This is a genomic window from Methylosinus sp. sav-2, assembly GCF_004366495.1.
In the GTDB taxonomy this organism is placed as follows: domain Bacteria; phylum Pseudomonadota; class Alphaproteobacteria; order Rhizobiales; family Beijerinckiaceae; genus Methylosinus.
Window position 1 is genome coordinate 1 of sequence record NZ_SOEJ01000010.1, and the last position, 17,460, is coordinate 17,460.

The 17,460-nt window shown below is 63.6% G+C and carries 16 protein-coding genes; 2 read left to right on the top strand and 14 right to left on the bottom strand.

Going from position 1 to position 17,460, the window contains the following annotated elements; genetic code table 11:
- The 8 genes from EDE12_RS15605 to urtA form a co-directional block, all read right to left on the bottom strand.
- The coding region (locus tag EDE12_RS15605) for a transposase (protein ID WP_166671863.1) at window positions 1-123 on the bottom strand (123 nt) is incomplete at its 3' end.
- A 288-nt stretch (window positions 124-411) separates the two neighbouring features.
- Window positions 412-726, bottom strand: a complete 315-nt coding sequence (locus EDE12_RS15610; protein ID WP_024882101.1) for a zinc ribbon domain-containing protein — start codon at window positions 724-726, stop codon at window positions 412-414.
- 7 nt (window positions 727-733) lie between these two features.
- On the bottom strand, window positions 734-1,963 hold the full coding sequence (gene fmdA, locus EDE12_RS15615) for a formamidase (protein ID WP_026597727.1): 1,230 nt from the start codon (window positions 1,961-1,963) through the stop codon (window positions 734-736).
- Window positions 1,964-1,989: 26 nt separating this feature from the next.
- Window positions 1,990-2,679 (bottom strand): urea ABC transporter ATP-binding subunit UrtE, encoded by a 690-nt coding sequence (urtE, locus tag EDE12_RS15620; RefSeq protein WP_024882099.1) that lies wholly within the window; start codon window positions 2,677-2,679, stop codon window positions 1,990-1,992.
- Between the two features lie 8 nt (window positions 2,680-2,687).
- Window positions 2,688-3,434, bottom strand: coding sequence for an urea ABC transporter ATP-binding protein UrtD (gene urtD, locus EDE12_RS15625; RefSeq protein WP_198022879.1), 747 nt, complete (start codon window positions 3,432-3,434; stop codon window positions 2,688-2,690).
- 5 nt (window positions 3,435-3,439) lie between these two features.
- On the bottom strand, window positions 3,440-4,588 hold the full coding sequence (gene urtC / locus EDE12_RS15630) for an urea ABC transporter permease subunit UrtC (protein ID WP_036290045.1): 1,149 nt from the start codon (window positions 4,586-4,588) through the stop codon (window positions 3,440-3,442).
- A complete protein-coding gene (gene urtB, locus EDE12_RS15635) occupies window positions 4,585-5,511 on the bottom strand; it encodes an urea ABC transporter permease subunit UrtB (RefSeq protein WP_026597726.1) in 927 nt (308 codons plus the stop codon). Before urtB ends, urtC begins: the two co-directional genes overlap by 4 nt.
- 76 nt (window positions 5,512-5,587) lie before the next feature.
- Window positions 5,588-6,832 (bottom strand): urea ABC transporter substrate-binding protein, encoded by a 1,245-nt coding sequence (urtA, locus tag EDE12_RS15640; RefSeq protein WP_026597725.1) that lies wholly within the window; start codon window positions 6,830-6,832, stop codon window positions 5,588-5,590.
- A gap of 268 nt (window positions 6,833-7,100) precedes the next feature.
- On the opposite strand from urtA, the gene EDE12_RS15645 reads away from it, so the two are divergent.
- Window positions 7,101-10,496, top strand: coding sequence for an ATP-binding protein (locus EDE12_RS15645; protein ID WP_026597724.1), 3,396 nt, complete (start codon window positions 7,101-7,103; stop codon window positions 10,494-10,496).
- A complete protein-coding gene (locus EDE12_RS15650; RefSeq protein WP_036290041.1) occupies window positions 10,486-11,388 on the top strand; it encodes a DNA-binding response regulator in 903 nt (300 codons plus the stop codon). Before EDE12_RS15645 ends, EDE12_RS15650 begins: the two co-directional genes overlap by 11 nt.
- Before the next feature lie 88 nt (window positions 11,389-11,476).
- On the opposite strand, the gene atzF is transcribed toward EDE12_RS15650, so the two are convergent.
- Genes atzF through EDE12_RS15680 form a run of 6 tightly spaced genes read right to left on the bottom strand, consistent with a single transcriptional unit; the run spans window position 11,477 to window position 17,458 of the window.
- Complete coding sequence (gene atzF, locus EDE12_RS15655) at window positions 11,477-13,267, bottom strand: allophanate hydrolase (protein ID WP_024882092.1); 1,791 nt, start codon at window positions 13,265-13,267, stop codon at window positions 11,477-11,479.
- Entirely contained in the window at window positions 13,264-13,617 is a 354-nt protein-coding gene (locus tag EDE12_RS15660; protein WP_024882091.1) for a cupin domain-containing protein, read from the bottom strand. The genes atzF and EDE12_RS15660 overlap by 4 nt, the downstream gene beginning before the upstream one ends.
- Entirely contained in the window at window positions 13,610-14,278 is a 669-nt protein-coding gene (locus EDE12_RS15665) for an isochorismatase family cysteine hydrolase (RefSeq protein WP_024882090.1), read from the bottom strand. The genes EDE12_RS15660 and EDE12_RS15665 overlap by 8 nt, the downstream gene beginning before the upstream one ends.
- Window positions 14,278-15,810: an ABC transporter ATP-binding protein gene (locus tag EDE12_RS15670; RefSeq protein ID WP_026597723.1), complete on the bottom strand. Its 1,533-nt coding sequence runs from the start codon at window positions 15,808-15,810 to the stop codon at window positions 14,278-14,280. Before EDE12_RS15670 ends, EDE12_RS15665 begins: the two co-directional genes overlap by 1 nt.
- 7 nt (window positions 15,811-15,817) lie before the next feature.
- Window positions 15,818-16,516 (bottom strand): isochorismatase family cysteine hydrolase, encoded by a 699-nt coding sequence (locus tag EDE12_RS15675; RefSeq protein WP_026597722.1) that lies wholly within the window; start codon window positions 16,514-16,516, stop codon window positions 15,818-15,820.
- Between the two features lie 15 nt (window positions 16,517-16,531).
- On the bottom strand, window positions 16,532-17,458 hold the full coding sequence (locus EDE12_RS15680) for an ABC transporter permease (protein ID WP_024882087.1): 927 nt from the start codon (window positions 17,456-17,458) through the stop codon (window positions 16,532-16,534).
- Window positions 17,459-17,460: the final 2 nt, after the last annotated feature.

Genomic DNA, 17,460 nt, shown 5'->3' on the forward strand with positions numbered 1-17,460 from the left:
CCAATTGTAGAGCGTCGTCTCCGAAACCGCGTATTTGCGCGCGAGGTCCGCCGCCTTCGCGCCGGCTTCCTGCTCCCGCAAAATCCCGATGATCTCCTCTTCCGTGAACCGTTTCTTCTTCATCGTGTCCGTCCTGCAATCGGCCGGACTCTAATCGATGCTGGTGGAGTTTTTCAGGGGCAGGTCAGTTGCAGACCAGGGGCGAATTGCTTCCAGCCCAGCAGTTCTATGCGCTCGCGGAGTGAGCCGCGTCACTCTCACACGCCCGCGTCCAAAAAACAAAATTTGCGACAAAGCGCCTCGGCCTCACGCCCGCCCGCATCCATTTGACGTGACATCGCCGAAAGCCGGCGTTGTCGCCACGGCTTCGCCGAGCGACCGCGCCAGCTCGTTTACGAAAAAGTCTCGTGATTAATGGCTGATCATCCAGGGCCTCGCAGAAGGGAAAGACTTGGCCCCCTCCCCAGAGGTTTTCGACGCCCCGCCGCAACAGGCGCAGCCGGCTCCGTGCGACGATGACCGCCGTGGCGCATAGCGGCTCCGCTCATTCGCCTCGAACGCGCCTCGGCTCGCCGAGCTCATCAGCGACGTGCGCGGCGCCGTCAGCACGACACGCGGTGCCGAGGCGCCGCAATCGGGACAGTCGCAAGGCTCGAGATAATCCGCCATCGGGCGCATTGTCGTGAACGGTCCACAGGCGTCGCAGAGATATTCATAGATCGGCATGACCGCCTCATTTGTCGGGAACGATCGGCATCTGGACCGAGCCGTCGAGATATTTGATCGGACCCGCCGCCGACGGCGAGATATCGAAGTCGAAGATTTGGGTCGGCAGCCACAGGGTCGCGCAGGCGTTCGGCACGTCGACGACGCCCGAGACATGCCCCTGTACCGGAGCCGTGCCCAGGATCGAATAGGCTTGCGCGCCCGAATAGCCGAACTTCTTCAAATATTCGATCGCGTTCAGACAGGCCTGGCGATAGGCGACCGTCACATCCAGATAGTGTTGGCCGCCGTGCTCGTCGACAGAAATGCCTTCGAAGATCAGATAATCATTGTAGGTCGGGGTAATCGGGCTCGGCTTGAAGATCGGATTTTTGATTCCGTATTTCGACATTCCGTCCTTGATGACGTCGACCTTCAAATGCAGCCAGCCGGCCATCTCGATAGCGCCACAGAAAGTGATCTCGCCGTCACCCTGGCTGAAGTGCAGATCGCCCATCGACAATCCACCGCCCGGCACATAGACGGGAAAGTAAATTTTCGAGCCGCGCGAGAGATCCTTGATGTCGCAATTGCCGCCGTGCTCGCGCGGCGGCACGGTACGCGCGGCCGTCGCCGCGGCCCTCGCCTTGGCCTCGCCTTCGAGGCGGCCGAGATGCGCCGTCGGCGCGAAAGGCGGATTGGCGAGCCCGGGAATGCGCGTCGGATTGGTCGCAATCAGCGCTTCCTCGCGCGTGTTCCATGTCTCCAGCAGCTTAGGGTCGGGCAAGCAGCCGATCAGGCCGGGATGGATGAGGCCGGCGTAGCGCACGCCCGGCACGTGACGGGATTTGGTGAACAGTCCCTCGAAATCCCAGATCGATTTCTGTGCGAGCGGAAACTGATCTGTCAGAAAGCCGCCGCCGTTCTGCTTGGAGAAGAAGCCGTTGAAGCCCCATTGACTCTCCGGCTTCGCGCCGATGTCGAGCAGATCGACGACGAGGAGATCGCCGGGCTCCGCGCCTTTGACGCCGATCGGTCCCGACAGGAAATGCACGATCGATAGATCGATGTCGCGCACGTCCGAGGCGTCGTCGTTGTTCTTGATGAAGCCGCCGGTCCAGTCATAGGTCTCGATGATGAAGTCGTCGCCCGGCTTCACCCAGGCGACGATCGGTATGTCCGGGTGCCAGCGATTGTGCACCATATCGTTTTCGAATGCGGATTGGGTCAGATCGACCTTGATCAATGTTTCGGCCATTGTTCTCTCCCTTCGTGGTTAGCCGGTCAGACCGACAGAAAGTTTGCGACCTTCGTCTCGTCGATCGTCGCCCGGCTCTCGGAATGGACGATCTCGCCGTTCTCGAGCACCAGCACGCGATCGGCGATGTCGAGCGCGAAGGACAGGACCTGCTCGGAGACGACGATCGACAATCCGCGCGTATCGCGGATCTTCTTCAGCATTCGCGCCATCTCGCGAATGATCGAAGGCTGTATGCCTTCCGTCGGCTCGTCGAGCAGCAGCACTTTGGGTCGCGAGGCGAGCGCGCGCGCGATAGCGAGCTGCTGCTGCTGGCCGCCGGAAAGATTGCCGGCCTTGCGCCGTCTCATATCCAGCAGCACGGGAAACAGCTCGTATATGTCTTTGGGAACCTCGCGCTCGCCCGTGACCGTCAATCCGGTCTCGATGTTCTCTTCGACCGTCATCGCCGGAAAAATCATCCGGCCCTGCGGCACATAGGCGAGGCCGGCGGCGACGCGCTGGTGACTCTTCAGCGCAGTGATGTCGCGATCGGAGATTCGCACGGCGCCGGCGGTCGTGCGCGCAATGCCCATCAGCGCCTTCATGAGCGTCGTCTTGCCCATGCCGTTGCGTCCCATGAACGCGACGATCTCATTCGGCGCGACCTCCGCCTCGAGGCCGTGAATGACCTCGCTCTCGCCATAGGCGACCCGCAATCCTTCGATGGCCAGCATGGCGCTCCTCAATGTCCGAGATAGACTTCGACGACCTTCGGGTCTGTCTTCACATGCTCCATCGAGCCTTCCGACAGCACCTTTCCCTGGTGCAGAACGGTGACGCGATGTGCGATGTCCTCGACGAACTTCATGTCGTGCTCGATGACGAGCACTGATCGGCCGACGATGATCTTGTTCAAGAGCTCCGCCGTGTTGCGCCGTTCGGAGACGCTCATTCCTGCGACCGGCTCGTCGAGCATCAAGAGCTCGGGGTCCTGAATCAGCAGCATGCCGATTTCCAGCCACTGCTTCTGCCCATGGCTGAGATATTCGGCGCGCTCGGCCAATTGATCGGCGAGATAGATCGTCTCGGCGATCTCCTCTATGCGCTCGCGAACCGCCCGATCGCGACGAAACAGCAGCGCGCCGAGCACGGAACGGCCGCGCGGATAGGAAATCTCCAGATTTTCGAACACGGTGAGATCGTCATAGATGGACGGGTTCTGGAATTTGCGTCCGACCCCCGCCTCGACGATGCCGTTCTCGCTCATGCGAGTGAGCTCCTTGTCGCGAAAGCGAATCGACCCGGAGGTGGCGCGCGTCTTGCCGCAGATGAGATCGAGCACCGTCGTCTTGCCAGCGCCGTTCGGGCCGATGATGACGCGAATCTCGTTCGGCTCGACATAGAGCGACACGTCGTCCACGGCCTTGAAGCCATCGAAGGAGACCGACAATGCTTCGACCGAGAGAAGGAAATCCTGATGTGTCGACAATGGCGTCACTCCGCGAGTTCATGATCGAGAGAGCGCGTCATCGGCGTGCGCCAGAGAGCCCGCAGCTTCGCGACGAAGCTTCTCGCGAGGCGCGGCGCGGAGCTGCGATAGACTCCCGCAAGGCCCTCCGGGAACGACAGCACCACGACGACGAACAGCGCTCCCAGTCCGAACAGCCAAAGTTCGGGAAAGCTTTCGGACAGTCGCGTCTTGGCAAAATTGACCAGCAGCGCCCCGCATACGGAGCCGAGGATCGATGAGCGTCCGCCGACCGCCGTGTAGATCACCATTTCGATCGACGGAACAATTCCGACGAAGGACGGCGACATGAACCCGACCTGCAATGTGAACATGGCGCCGCCGAGCGCCGCGAGCGCCGCCGCGAAGCAGAAGGCGAATATTTTGAAGCTCGAGACGGAGTAGCCGGAAAAACGCACGCGGTCCTCCTTGTCGCGCATGGCGACGAGAATGCGGCCGAGCTTCGATCGCGTGACGAGCTGCGTTGCGACGATGGCGGCGAGCAGCAGCCCGCATTCGATATAATAGAGCGTGAGCTTGGCGCCATCCGAGCGAATGTCCCAGCCTTTGAGCGTGCGCAGATCGGTGATGCCATTGATGCCGCCGGTGTAGCCCTGCTGGCCGACGATCAATATTGTGAGGATCAGCGCCACCGCCTGAGTGATGATCGCGAAGTAGACGCCGCCGACACGTCGCTTGAACATCGCCGCGCCGATGATGAAGGCGAACAGCGTCGGAACCAGCACCACCGCCGCGAGCGTGACGCCGAGATTCTCGAACGGCTTCCAGAACCACGGCAGCGCGGTGAGCTGATTCCAGTCCATGAAGTCGGGAATGCCGGGCGTCGATTGGATTTTCGTGTTCTCGACGCTCGACGCTTCGAGCTTCAGGAACATGGCCATGCAATAGCCGCCGAGACCGAAGAAAATTCCCTGGCCGAGGCTCAGAATTCCGGCATAGCCCCAGCATACGACGAGGCCGATCGTCACGAAGGCGTAGGTGAGATATTTTCCGACGAGATTGAGCCGGAAGATGTCGAGAGCAGCCGGCAGCATGACGAGGATGAGCGTCGCGAAAGCGAGGAGGCCCAAGAGCTCGGACCGGCGGAAAAGCGCATTGTCTCCACGGAGTTTCATCGCCGCACCTTGGTTGCGAACAGGCCCTGCGGACGCAGCATCAGAATGACGACGACGCCGATCAGCGTCGCGACCTGCGCCATGGAGCCGGAGGTGAAGAATTCGAGCGTCGATCGCGACTGCGAGATCGTGAAGGCGGATGCGATGGTGCCGATGAGGCTCTGCGCTCCGCCGAAGACAACGACGAGGAAGGAGTCGACGATGTAGAGCTGGCCGGCGGTCGGCCCTGTCGATCCGACCATGGTGAAGGCCGACCCTGCTATTCCCGCGATTCCGCAACCGAGCGCGAAGGTCGCGCGGTCCACTTTCTGCGTGTCGATTCCGACAGCGCCCGCCATCACTCTGTTCTGGACGACCGCGCGCACTTGGCGACCGAGGCGAGACTTGTAGATCAGCAGAGCGACTCCGGCGGTGATGACCGCTGTCAGCGCCATCACGAACATACCGTTGATCGGCACCTCTATGGTGGAGGTGATCTGCCAGGACCCGAGCATCCAAGGCGGCAGCTCCACGCCGACCTCGCGCGCGCCGAAGATGGAGCGATAGAGCTGCTGGAGAATGAGGCTGAGGCCCCAGGTCGCGAGCATCGTATCGAGAGGGCGCTTATAGAGACGGCTGATCAGCGCCCATTCGACCATGGCGCCGAGCAGCGCCGCAGCGAGAAAGGCGACGATCATCGCAACGAAGAAATAGCCTGGAAACAGCGCCGGAAGATACGTCTCGAAGAGCTTGGAGGTGAGATAGGTCATATAGGCGCCGAGGATCATGAACTCGCCATGCGCCATGTTGATCACGCCCATCTGACCGAAGATGATCGCGAGGCCGAGCGCCATGAGCAGAAACACCGAGAACAGGATAAGTCCGGCGAATCCTTGCATGACGAAGATCGAGCCGAGATCACTGAGCGAATAGTCGCCGAGCATCCGAGCCTCCATATGTCGTGAGGAAAAGGGGCGGCCGAAGTAAATCGGCGGACCAGTCGCCCGGTCCGCCGATCCTTCATTGATAGCCTTTCGGGAACGGATCCGGCTGAACGAGCTCGGCGGTTTCGTAGATCACCTCATATTGTCCATCGGCGCGCGCGCGCCCAACGCGCGTCTTCGACCAGAGATGATGGTTCTCGTGAATCCGCACATAGCCTTCCGGCGCGCCTTTGAATTCGACACCGGGCGAAGCGGCGGCGACCTTGTCGATATCGAACGAGCCGGCCTTCTCCACGGTGAGCTTCCACAGCCAGGGACCGAGATAGGCGGCCTGGGTAACGTCGCCGATCACGGTTTTGTCGCCCCATTTCTTCTGAAAGGCGGAGACGAAGCCCTTGTTATTGGCGTTGTCCAAGGACTGAAAATATTTCATGCAGGCGTAGGCGCCGGCGATATTCTCACCGCCGATGCCGTCGATCTCGTCCTCGGTCACGGAGATCGTGAGCAAGGTCTGCTTCGACAGATCAATGCCAGCCGCCTTGAGCTGCTTGTAGAAGGCGACATTGGAGCCGCCGACGATGATGGCGTAGATCACATCGGGCTTGGTCAGCTTGATCTTGTTGATCACCGAATTGAACTGTGTGTGCCCGAGCGGGAAATATTCCTCGCCGACAACCTTGGTTTTCAGCACGTTCTCGATATGCTTGCGGGCGATCTTGTTGGAGGTGCGCGGCCAGATGTAATCGGATCCGAGCAGGTAGAAGCTCTTGGCGCCCTTCTGCTTGGTCACCCAGTTCAAGCCGGCGATGATCTGCTGCGTCGCCTCCTGACCCGTGTAGATGACGTTCTTCGACTGCTCGAGCCCCTCATAGAAGGTCGGGCAATAGAGCATGCCGTTGTACTGCTCGAACACCGGCAGGACCGCCTTTCGCGAGGCGGAGGTCCAGCAGCCGAACACGGCGGCGCATTTGTCGTTGACCAAAAGCTTCTTGGCCTTTTCGGCGAAGGTCGGCCAGTCGCTGGCGCCGTCCTCCTGCACAAATTTGATTTTGCGGCCGAGCACGCCGCCTATCGAGTTGATCTGCTCGATGGCCAGCTTTTCCGCCTCGACGGAGCCGGTCTCGCTGATCGCCATGGTTCCCGTGACGGAATGCAATATTCCGACAGTGACCTCGCTATCCGTCACCGCCAGCCCAGTCGTGTTGGCGGCGGAGGCCGCCAGAGCCGGCCGTCCGATGAAGCCGAGCGCAGGTGTCGCCGCGAGCGCCGAAAGCATTTGACGGCGGGATAGATTGCGCGCGTCGCCGGATTTGGTGGTCATAAAGTCTCCCCTCACACTGTCGGGACGAGCCCGTCCTCCGGCAAAGACTGGCTCTCCGCCGGGCCGCGCGGCCATACGTCGATTCGCGTATTCGCCTACGCATATCGCGCCGCTATCCTCGCGATCGGGTCGAATGGCGCAGGGCGTGGGGTCCGCGTCGGCGCCGCGGAAACGGGCGTCGCGAACGAAATACGGGCGGTGGATTCGTCGTGGCGAGGCGTAGTTTCGTCGGCGCCCGGCGAAGCGCGGGGCGCAGGGGCGATCGGAGATGACGGCACAGCAGCGGATCGTTCGGGTCCGACGCGAATACAATAAATGGGTCGCCGATCAGACCCTCGAGGACTACGCTCTGCGCTTCACCGCCGAACGCGCGCGCCGATGGTCGCCGTTTCGCGTCGCCAACACCGCCATTGCGTCAGTGTCCTTCCTGGCTCTCGAGGCCATCGGCGCCGCGATCACTTTGACTTGCGGATTCACCAATGCCGCGGCGGCGATCATCGTCGTCAGCGTGATCATCTTCGTCACCTGCGTGCCGATCGCCTATTATGCCGCGCGCTATGGCGCGGACATCGATCTTTTGACCCGCGGCGCAGGCTTCGGCTATCTCGGATCGACGATCACCTCGATCATCTATGCGAGCTTCACCTTCATCTTCTTCGCCATCGAGGCCGCGATCATGGCCAAGGCGCTGGAGGCGGGACTCGGCGTGCCGGATGCTCTCGGCTATCTCGTCTGTGCATTCGCCGTGCTGCCGATCGTCACGCATGGGTTCACATCGATCAGCCGATTCCAGATGTGGACGCAGCCCCTTTGGATCGCGCTCCATGTCGCGCCTTTCGCAGCGATCGCGCTGCAGGATCATGCGACGCTATCCGCTTGGACGAAATTCACCGGCCGCATCGGGCCGCTCGACGGGAAGCTCGATCTCACTTTGTTCGGAGCCGCGTCCGGCGTCGTCTTCGCGCTCGCCGCTCAAATCGGAGAGCAGGTGGATTTTCTGCGTTTCCTCCCCGGAGCCGCGACGGTCGGAAGGGCGAGGTGGTGGGCGTCGCTCATCGCCGCCGGTCCCGGCTGGATCGTCGTCGGCGCGGCCAAAATGCTGGCCGGGTCGTTTCTGGCCTATCTCGCCTTCAAGCACGGCGTCCCGCCCGAGAACGCCGGCGATCCGACGCAAATGTATGTCGTCGCCTTCGGCTATGTGGTGCGCGACGAGACGATCGGCCTCGGACTCGCCACCACTTTCGTCATTGTCTCGCAGCTGAAGATCAATGTGACCAACGCTTATGCGGGATCGATCGCCTGGTCGAACTTCTTCTCGCGGCTGACGCACAGCCATCCCGGCCGCGTCGTGTGGCTGGTGTTCAACATCGTCATCGCGGTCGTCTTGATCGAGCTCGGCGTCTATCGTGCGATCGAAGGCATTCTCGGCTTCTATTCACATGTGGCGGTCGCATGGATCGGCACGCTGTTCGCGGATCTCGCCATCAACAAGCCTCTCGGCCTCAGCCCGAAGGGCATCGAGTTCAAGCGCGCCTATCTCTATGAGATCAATCCGGTCGGCTGCGGCGCGACGCTTTTCGCCAGCGTTTTGTCGATCGCCGCGCACGCCGGGGCGCTGGGCGAAACGTTGAGCGCCATGTCCTGCTATCTCGCTCTCGCTGCGGCGCTCGTCGCCACGCCTCTCATCGCCTATGCGACGAAAGGCCGATTCTACATCGCCCGGCGTGAGCGGACGCCGGCCTCGGCGGAAGCGCAAAAATGCTGCATCTGCGAGCATGAGTTCGAGCCGCAGGACATGGCGAGCTGTCCCGCCTATGCCGGCCCGATCTGCTCGCTATGCTGCACGCTCGACGCGCGCTGCGGCGACGCCTGCAAGCCGGAGACGCGGCTCGCGGACCAGCTGCGACGCTCGCTCGCGCGTGTGCTGTCGGAGCGTGCGGCGGAGATGCTCGGCTCGAATGTCGGGCGTTATCTCGTCATCTTCGTCCTCATCATTTGTCTGCTGGGCGGCGCGCTCTGGCTCGTCTATTGGCAGGCGGTTCTGGATGCGCGCATCGCACCCGCGCTCATCGGACCGCCTCTGCTCAAGGCCTTCGTGATCTTGAGCTTGATCTCGGGAATCATCTCCTGGTTTTTCGTGCTGGCGCAGGAGAGCCGGTTGGTGGCGCAAGAGGAGACGCAGCGCCAGACAACGCTGTTGATGCAGGAGATCGAGGCGCATAAGAACACCGACCGCGCATTGCAGAAGGCGAAGGAGGCGGCGGAGGCCGCCAATATCGCCAAAAGCCGCTATGTCGTCGGCTTGAGCCACGAGTTCCGGACGCCTCTCAATTCCATTCTCGGCTATGTTCAGCTGCTCGAGCGACGGACGCCGTCGGTTCCCTCCGACCCAAACGCTCTGCGCACGATTCGTCGTTCGGCGGAGCATCTGGCCAGTCTCGTGGACGGACTGCTCGACATCGCCAAGATCGAGGCCGGCCGCATGGAGGTGCATCGCGACCATGTGCGTCTGCCGGCGGTGCTGCGGCAGGTCGTCGACATGTTTCGGCTGCAGGCGGAGGCCAAGGGCGTGGCGTTTCGCTACGAGGTTCGAGGCTCGTTGCCGAAATGGGTGCGGATCGACGAGAAGAGGCTTCGGCAGATTCTGCTCAATCTCCTGTCGAACGCTGTGAAGTTCACCGAGGTCGGCGAAGTTCGATTCACGATCGTCTATGACCGCGACATGGCGACATTCGAGGTCGAGGATACAGGTCCCGGCATAGCTTCGGATCAGCACGAGCGAATATTTCGTCCGTTCGAGAGACTCGAATCCGTCGGACGAAAATGGGCGCCGGGAACAGGGCTCGGCCTCACCATCACCAAGCTCATGACCGAGGTGCTCGGAGGCGCGATCTCTTTGCGCAGCAGCGTCGGCCACGGCAGCCTGTTCTCGGTCAAATTCTATCTCCCGCAATCGGCGCCGCCGATCATTTCGGCGCGGCCGGATTATTCGCAGATCAGCGGCTATGACGGCGCACGCGTCACTGTGGTCGTCGCGGATGACGAGGCGAGCCATCGGGAGCTGGTCGCGCGCCTGCTCGCGCCGCTCGGCTTCGTCGTTTTTACTGCGCGGGACGGGACGACCTGTCTCGATCTGGTCGAGCGCGTCGCTCCGCAGCTCGTGCTGCTCGACATCAACATGCCCGGGCCATCGGGTTGGGAGGTCGCTCAGACGGTGAGGCGTCGCAAAGGGCGAGACGTGGCGATCGTCATGCTTTCGGCGGACGCCGAAAAGGAGCTCGATGTCGACATCGATCGATGCACATACGAAGGCTATCTCGTGAAGCCTTTCAAGCTCGGCGATCTGCTCGACCTCATCGCCGCGACCTGCGATCTCGTCTGGCGATTCGGCGCGTCGCGGCCTGACGCGGAAGCCCGCGACGCCGGGGCGCGACGGCGGCTGCCGGTCGATGATATCGTCGCGCTCGCGGAGATCGGCCATGCGCGCGGTGTGACTGCGTTGCTGAAGAAGTATCGAGCCGAGTTTCCAGAGGAAGACTCGCTCGTCGAGACGCTGAGCCGGCTGTCGATCGAGATGAAATTCGACGAGCTCGTGACCGTCGCGCGGAGGTCGCAAGTGCGCTCGGATCAGCGAGATCAGATGGAAGCGAGAGATGAAGTCTAGTGTGATCCTCATCATCGACGATGACCCCGGCGCGCTCGCCTTCCTTGCGACGGCTATAGAGGATCGCGGCGCGACGGCGCTCGTCGCGCGAAGTGGGGAGTCGGCTCTCGCCATTTTGGAGCGCTTGACGCCCGACATTATCCTGCTCGATGCTGTAATGCCGGGGCTGGATGGATTCGAAGTCTGCCGCCGTCTCAAGCGGGACGACCGTCTCGCCGGCGTGCCCGTCATCTTTATGACCGGGCTCAGCGACACCGATCACGTCGTTCAAGGTTTCACCGTCGGCGGCGTCGACTATGTGACCAAGCCGATCGTCGTCGAGCAATTGCTGGTGCGGCTGAGTGCGCATATGGCGACGTCCCGCATGGCCCTGCGCGCTCGATCTGCGCTGGACGCCTCCGGCCGTCATCTTTTGGCGACGGACCGACGCGGCTCGGTGATTTGGAGCACGCCGAAAGCCCGCTCGCTGCTCGATCTCGACATGGAAGACGACGACGTCACGGTCTCGCGCCGAGCCGCGCAATTGCGCGCGCTCATGCCCGATGGGCGCGCGAATGCGCAGAAGGAGGCGATCATCACCACCAGGGCCGGCGTCAGAATCCGCATTCTCTATCTCGGCCTCGTCAGCGGGGACGAGCTGCTGTTCTGCCTGACGGAAGCCGATGAGAGCGGCGCGGAAGGCGCGCTGTCGCGCGCTCTGTCGGTCACGCCGCGCGAATCCGAAGTGCTGCTCTGGCTGTCGCGGGGAAAATCGAATGCGGATATCGCCGCAATTTTGGGACTGAGCCCGAGAACCGTGGACAAGCACCTCGAGCAAATCTACAAAAAGATGGGCGTCGAGAACAGAACAGCTGCCGTTCGCATGGCGATTCAGATTATCGAACGCCTTTGAGAAGCGTCATCATGCGGCGCAGCGCCGAGCTGGTCGCAATTTTGGACCGCGTCCTACCGATCGGCAGGAGACGAGGGCGGACGCGTCCTCATCGGGCTTTTTGCTCCGCGAGCGCGAGGCAGTAGGCTCGCCAGCCGCCGTGGCCTGTGACGTCGGCGGCGTCGCTCAGAGCGGCGGGCTCGACGAGAAATCCCTTCGGCGCAGACCCGTCTGCGAGGCGGATTGTTCCGATGCAGAGCGGCGGCGGAACGGCCGCGACGAAGCGGCCGAAAGCGGCGACGTCCAGCGTCCAGACCTCGATTTCCACGCCGCCCGAGCCGGTTTCGTCCCGGATGAGACCTGGCTTCGGCGGCGTTTGGCCTGCAAGCGCATAAAGCCGGTAGCCGGGTTCCGTGCGTGTCGCGCGCGCGAATCTCGCACCGAGCGCCGTCAAATCGCCATTGAGCGGCATGCCGGAGAGATGCGCGCCGACGACGACGATCTCGATCCGCTCTCCATCGTCGGGCGGAGTCGCAATGCGCGGCCGCCTTCGCCAGCTGGTCGCGCCGAGCCCTTCGTCTGCGTGCAAGTCGCGCGCGAGCGCCGCGACGAGGGCATCGCGATTGGCCTGCGCCAATAAGGTGACGCTCGCCGGGCGGCCATCAGCGAGCGCGCCGACGGGAACGGCGACGCCGCAGAGATCGAGCAAATTGACGAAATTCGTGTAGGTTCCGAGCCGCGTGTTGGCGTCGAGCGGCTCCGCCGCGATTTCCGCGAGCGTGTAATGGGTCGGCGCCGTGGGGACGCAGAGAAGATCGACCGACGCCAGCAGCGGCTCGATGCGCGCCTGCAGCGCCCGCAGCGCATAGGCGCTCTCGAAAGCGTCGACTGCCGACAATCCGCTCGCGCCGCAGATGATGGCGCGAGTGACGGGATGCAGCGCCGCCGCATTGGTCTCGATGAACGCGCGAATCGCGGCGTAGCGCTCGGCGACGAAAGCGCCGCTGTAGAGCAGATCGGCGACGGCGTGGAAATCTTCGAAAGGCAGCGGCATGATTTGGCAGCCGAGCTGCTCGAGCCGCCCGAGCGCAGCGTCATAGGCCGCTCGCATTCGCGCGTCGCCGAAGAAGCGCGGCTCCGCCGGGACGCCGACGCGCAGCCGCGGAGGCCGCGCGCCGAGCGGAGCTTTCGGGACTCTCTTGGAAAACGGATCGCTGGCGTCATGCGTCGCCGTGATCTCGAAGACGCGATAGGCGTCCTCGACAGTGAGAGCGAAGATGGAGACGCAATCGAGCGACCGGCAGGCCGGCGTGACGCCCGAGGTCGAGAGCGCCCCTAGGGTCGGCTTCAAGCCGACGATATTGTTCAGCCCCGCCGGTATGCGCCCCGAGCCCGCCGTATCCGTCCCGAGCGCGAAGGCGACGATGCCTCGAGCGACGACGACGGCCGAGCCCGAAGACGAGCCGCCTGGCGCGAGCGTCGGATCGATCGCGTTGCGCGGAACGGGGTAGGGCGTTCGGACGCCGACGAGACCTGTCGCGAACTGATCCATGTTCGTCTTGCCGATGCAGAGCGCTCCCGCGCGCTTCAGCAGAGCGACGACGGTCGCGTCTACCTGTGGGACATGAGAATAGGCCGGGCAAGCGGCGGTTGTCGGCATTCCGGCGACGTCGATATTGTCCTTGACGGCGAAAGGAACGCCCCAGAGCGGGATGGCGGGGTCGAAGGCGCCGAGCGCGGCCGCCTCGCGCAGCAGCGCCTCCTTAGGCGCGAGATGGATGAAAATACCTGGATCCGCCGCCGCCTCGAGCCGGTCATAGACGGTCTCGACGACCGCGAGCGGCGAGAGGCCTCGCGCATAAGCGTCGAGAAGGCTTTCGATGTCGAATTGCAGCATCATCGCTCCGAATCGAGAATCTCGACAGGCTTCGTCCAATGGATCAGCACGACGCAGCCGTCCTTCGACCAGACCGAATGCGCGGTGCCGGGGACGTTCAGCGCCACGGAGCCGGCGCGCAGCTCGCCGGTCTCGTCGCTCTGCGCGCCGTCGAGAACGACGATGGTCTCGAGGCCCATATGCCTATGTCTGGGGACGCACGCGCCCGGCGCGTAGCGGAGCACGGCGAGCGAAGGGTCGTTCGGTGTCTCGCCGCGTTCGAGCCAGCAAATGTCGACGCCATCGCGAAAAGGCGAGAAGGTGAGCGCGCGCCAGCCGCCGGCGAGGAGATCGGCGTAGCATCGATCAGCCATCGCGCAGCCCCGCGAGAATTTGCTCGGTCTTCGCTGTCCATCCGATGATCGCGCCTTGGGCGCGGATCATCTCCAGCGTAGCGGTCTCGAAATGCGGAAAATAGCTCGCGGTCGCATCTTCGGCGAGGAGGCATTCATAGCCGCGGTCATTGGCTTCGCGCATCGTGGTCTGCACGCAGACTTCCGTGGTGACGCCGGCGAAGACGAGCTGCCGAGCGCCGAGCTGCGTCAGCTCTTCTTGTAGTGAGGTCGCGTAAAAGGCGCCCTTGCCTGGCTTTTCGATCACGATCTCGCTGGGGAGAGGGGCGAGCTCGGGCAATATGGCGGCGCCGGGCTCGCCGGCGATCAGCACACGGCCCATCGGACCCGGATCGCCGATGCGCAGGCGCGGAGCGCCGCGGTCGCGCTTGGCGGGAGGGCAGTCCGACAGGTCGGGACGATGACACTCCATCGTATGGATGACGGGAAGGCTGCGCGCGCGAAAGCTCAGCAGCAAACGCAGCACGGTCGGCACGATGGCGCGAAGCCGGGAGACGTCGTTGCCGAGGCTCTCGCCGAAGCCGCCGGGCTCGATGAAGTCACATTGCATATCGATGATGACCAGCGCGAGCGCGCTCGGCTCGAACTCGAAGGCGAACGGCTCCGCCATGATTTTCGCCATCAGCACCTCCCCGCCATATGCCGGCCGATCTCATGCGCATCGGCGGTCGCGATCGGAGTCTCGTAGACGATCGCGCCCTCCGACATGACGAGAATTCGATCCGAAAGCTCCAGAAGCTCGTCGAGGTCCTCGGAAACCAGCAATACGGCGGCGCCGGCGTTGCGGGCTTGCATGATACGAGCGCGAATTTCCGCCACCGCCGCGAAATCGAGGCCGAAGCAAGGATTGGCGACGATGAGGAGATCGACGTCTCCGGTCAGCTCGCGTGCGAGGACGGAGCGTTGGACATTGCCGCCGGAAAGCGTCGCGATCGGCGCATCAAGGGAGGCGGTCTTGACCTCGAAGCGATCAACGAGCCGTTCCGCGTCGCGACGGATCGCCCGACCGTCGAGCCAGCGCCGTGACCTTCCGTCGCGATCGAGATCGAAAGTTCGGAAAGCCAGATTTTCGGCGACGCTCATCAGCGGCGCGCAGGCGTTGCGCAGCGGCTCCTCGGGAATGAAGCGCACATTGAGCTCCTTCATTTCGGCGCGCGTCGCGCCATAGCGCGAGCCTTTGACCCTGATCTTGCCGGATTTCGGCGCGCGCTGGCCTGCAAGGACGTCGAGCAGCTCCCTCTGCCCATTGCCGGCGACTCCGGCGACTCCGACGATTTCGCCGGCGTGAAGGACGAGATCGTCGATTTCGATCGATTTCAGCCCGGCGCTGTCCGGCGCCCGGAGCGTTCTTATTTCCAGCACGGGCTCCGCCGATTCGGCGACGGCGGCGCGGGCGTCGAGCGTCGCGATCTTCTGCTCGCCGATCATCATCGCCGCGAGCGCGGAACGGTCGAGCGCGCTTATCGCGCCGCCGCCGGCGCGCCTGCCTTTGCGCAGCACGGTGACGTCGTCGGCGAAGGCGAAGACTTCGCGGAACTTGTGCGAGATCATCAGCGCGGTGAGCGCGCCGCTGCGCGTCAGCGCGCGCACATGGCCCAGAACTTCTTCCGCCTCGTCAGGCGTCAGCGCGGAAGTCGGCTCGTCGAGGACGAGAAAGCGCCGTCCGAGATAGAGCTGCTTCGCGATTTCGAGCTTTTGCCGCTCTCCCGCGGAAAGCGCGCCCACCGGCCGGTCGAGCGGGACGCGGAAGGGCATGGTTTCCATGAATTGCGTGAGCGCGGCGCGCTCCTTTCGCCAATCGATCACGAAGGGCGCATCGGCGCGCGCGATCACGAGATTCTCGGCCCCCGTCAGCGACGGCGCCAAGGTGAAATGCTGATAGACCATGCCGAGCCCGAGTGTCGCCGCGTCGCGCGGGCCGAGGATCTGCGCCTCGCGGCCGTCGACGAGCATCTGCCCGTCGCTCGGCCTCTGATAGCCCAGCATGCATTTGACGAGCGTCGACTTGCCCGCGCCATTCTCGCCGAGCAGAGCGTGGAAGGAGCCCGCGGCGACGCGCATGGACACGTCATCGAGGGCGAGGAAGCCGCCGAAGCGCATCGTCATGCCGAGCGCTTCGACCTCGATCGCGCGTCCTGTCGCGGAGCCACTCATTCGAGCCTCACGGAAGCGCGGCGAGCAGCGCGGCGGAGGTCGCCACCGCGCCGAAGACGCCGCCTTGCATCTTGATCATCTCGACCGCGGCGCGATGATTGCCATGGTCGGTGGCGCCGCAACAGTCTTCGAGGAGCAGACATTCGAAGCCACGGTCATTGGCTTCACGCATCGTCGTGTGGACGCAGACATCGGTGGTGATGCCGGTCAGCACGATGTTTTCTATGCCGCGCTGCTTCAAGATCAATTCCAGATCGGTCGCGCAGAAGGAGCCCTTGCCCGGCTTGTCGATGATCGGCTCGCCGTCGAGCGGCGCCAGATCCTCGATGATTTCCCAGCCCGGCTCGCCACGCACGAGAATGCGCCCGCACGGGCCGGGATCGCCGATGCCGGCGCCGATCCGGCGCGAGCGCCACCGCTTGTTGGCCGGCAGATCGGCGAGGTCGCGTCGATGCCCTTCGCGCGTATGGATGACGTGATAGCCCTTGGCGCGCATGGCGCCGAGCACGGATTTTATGGGCTCGATCGGCGCGCGCACGAGCGAGAGATCATAGCCCATCGCATCGACGTAGCCGCCCTTGCCGCAGAAATCGATCTGCATGTCGATGACGACGAGCGTCGTATTATCGGGACGCAGAGCGCCATTATAGGGCCAGGGATAAGGGTCGGCGGCGATATATCGTTCCGCGGCGGCGCGCTCGTTCATGGCGTCGTCTCCTGTTCATCTCGTGATCGACAATTCGCACGGCGCTCCGGCGAGCGCTCGTCCGGGAGAAGAGGTCGCGATCATGATCGCGAGCGTCAGCGCGTAAGGCGCGGCGTAGAACAGATAGTAGCCATGGGTCACGCCGACCGATTGCAGCGCCGGGCCGAGCGCGCCGGCCCCGCCGAACAGCAGGGCCGCCGCGAAGCAGCCGAGCGGATTCCAACGCGAGAAGACGACGAGCGCCACGGCCATCAAGCCTTGGCCGGACGAGATGCTCTCATTCCAGCTGCCGGGGTAATAGAGCGAGAGATAGCCGCCGCCGATCGCCGCGAGGCCGCCGCCCGCCGCCGTCGCGAGCAGGCGCACGCGATCGGGGTCGATTCCCATGGCGCGCGCCGCGTCCGAGCTGTCGCCGACGGTTCTGAGAATGAGGCCGGCGCGTGTGTTGCGAAAGGCCCATTGCAGGAAAACGGCGAGCGCCGCGCCGATGACGAACAGCGCGTTCACGTCGAGCGCGGCGCGCAGCTGCGGAATGTCGGACCAAAAGCCCAAGGAAATGGCTGGCAAGCGCGGCGCGGAAGGTTGGATGAACGCCTTGCCGAAGAAGAAGGCGAGCCCAGTTCCCAGCAGCATGAGCGCAATGCCGATCGCTATGTCGTTCACGCGCGGAAACTTGCAGATCCAGCCGTGCAGCAGGCCGGCGGCGATTCCCGAGACGCCGGCGGCCGCGACGCCGAGCCAGGGCGAATTCGATAGCACGGCTGTCGCGTAGGCCGACATTGCGCCGAAGATCAGAATGCCTTCGAGCCCTATGTTGGCGCGCCCGGCGCGCTCGGTGATCGTCTCGCCGAGCGACACGAAGATGAAGGGCGTCGAGACGCGGATCGCGCCGCCGACGATGGCGAGCGGCACGCTCCAATATCCAATGTCGGTCGTCTGCATCG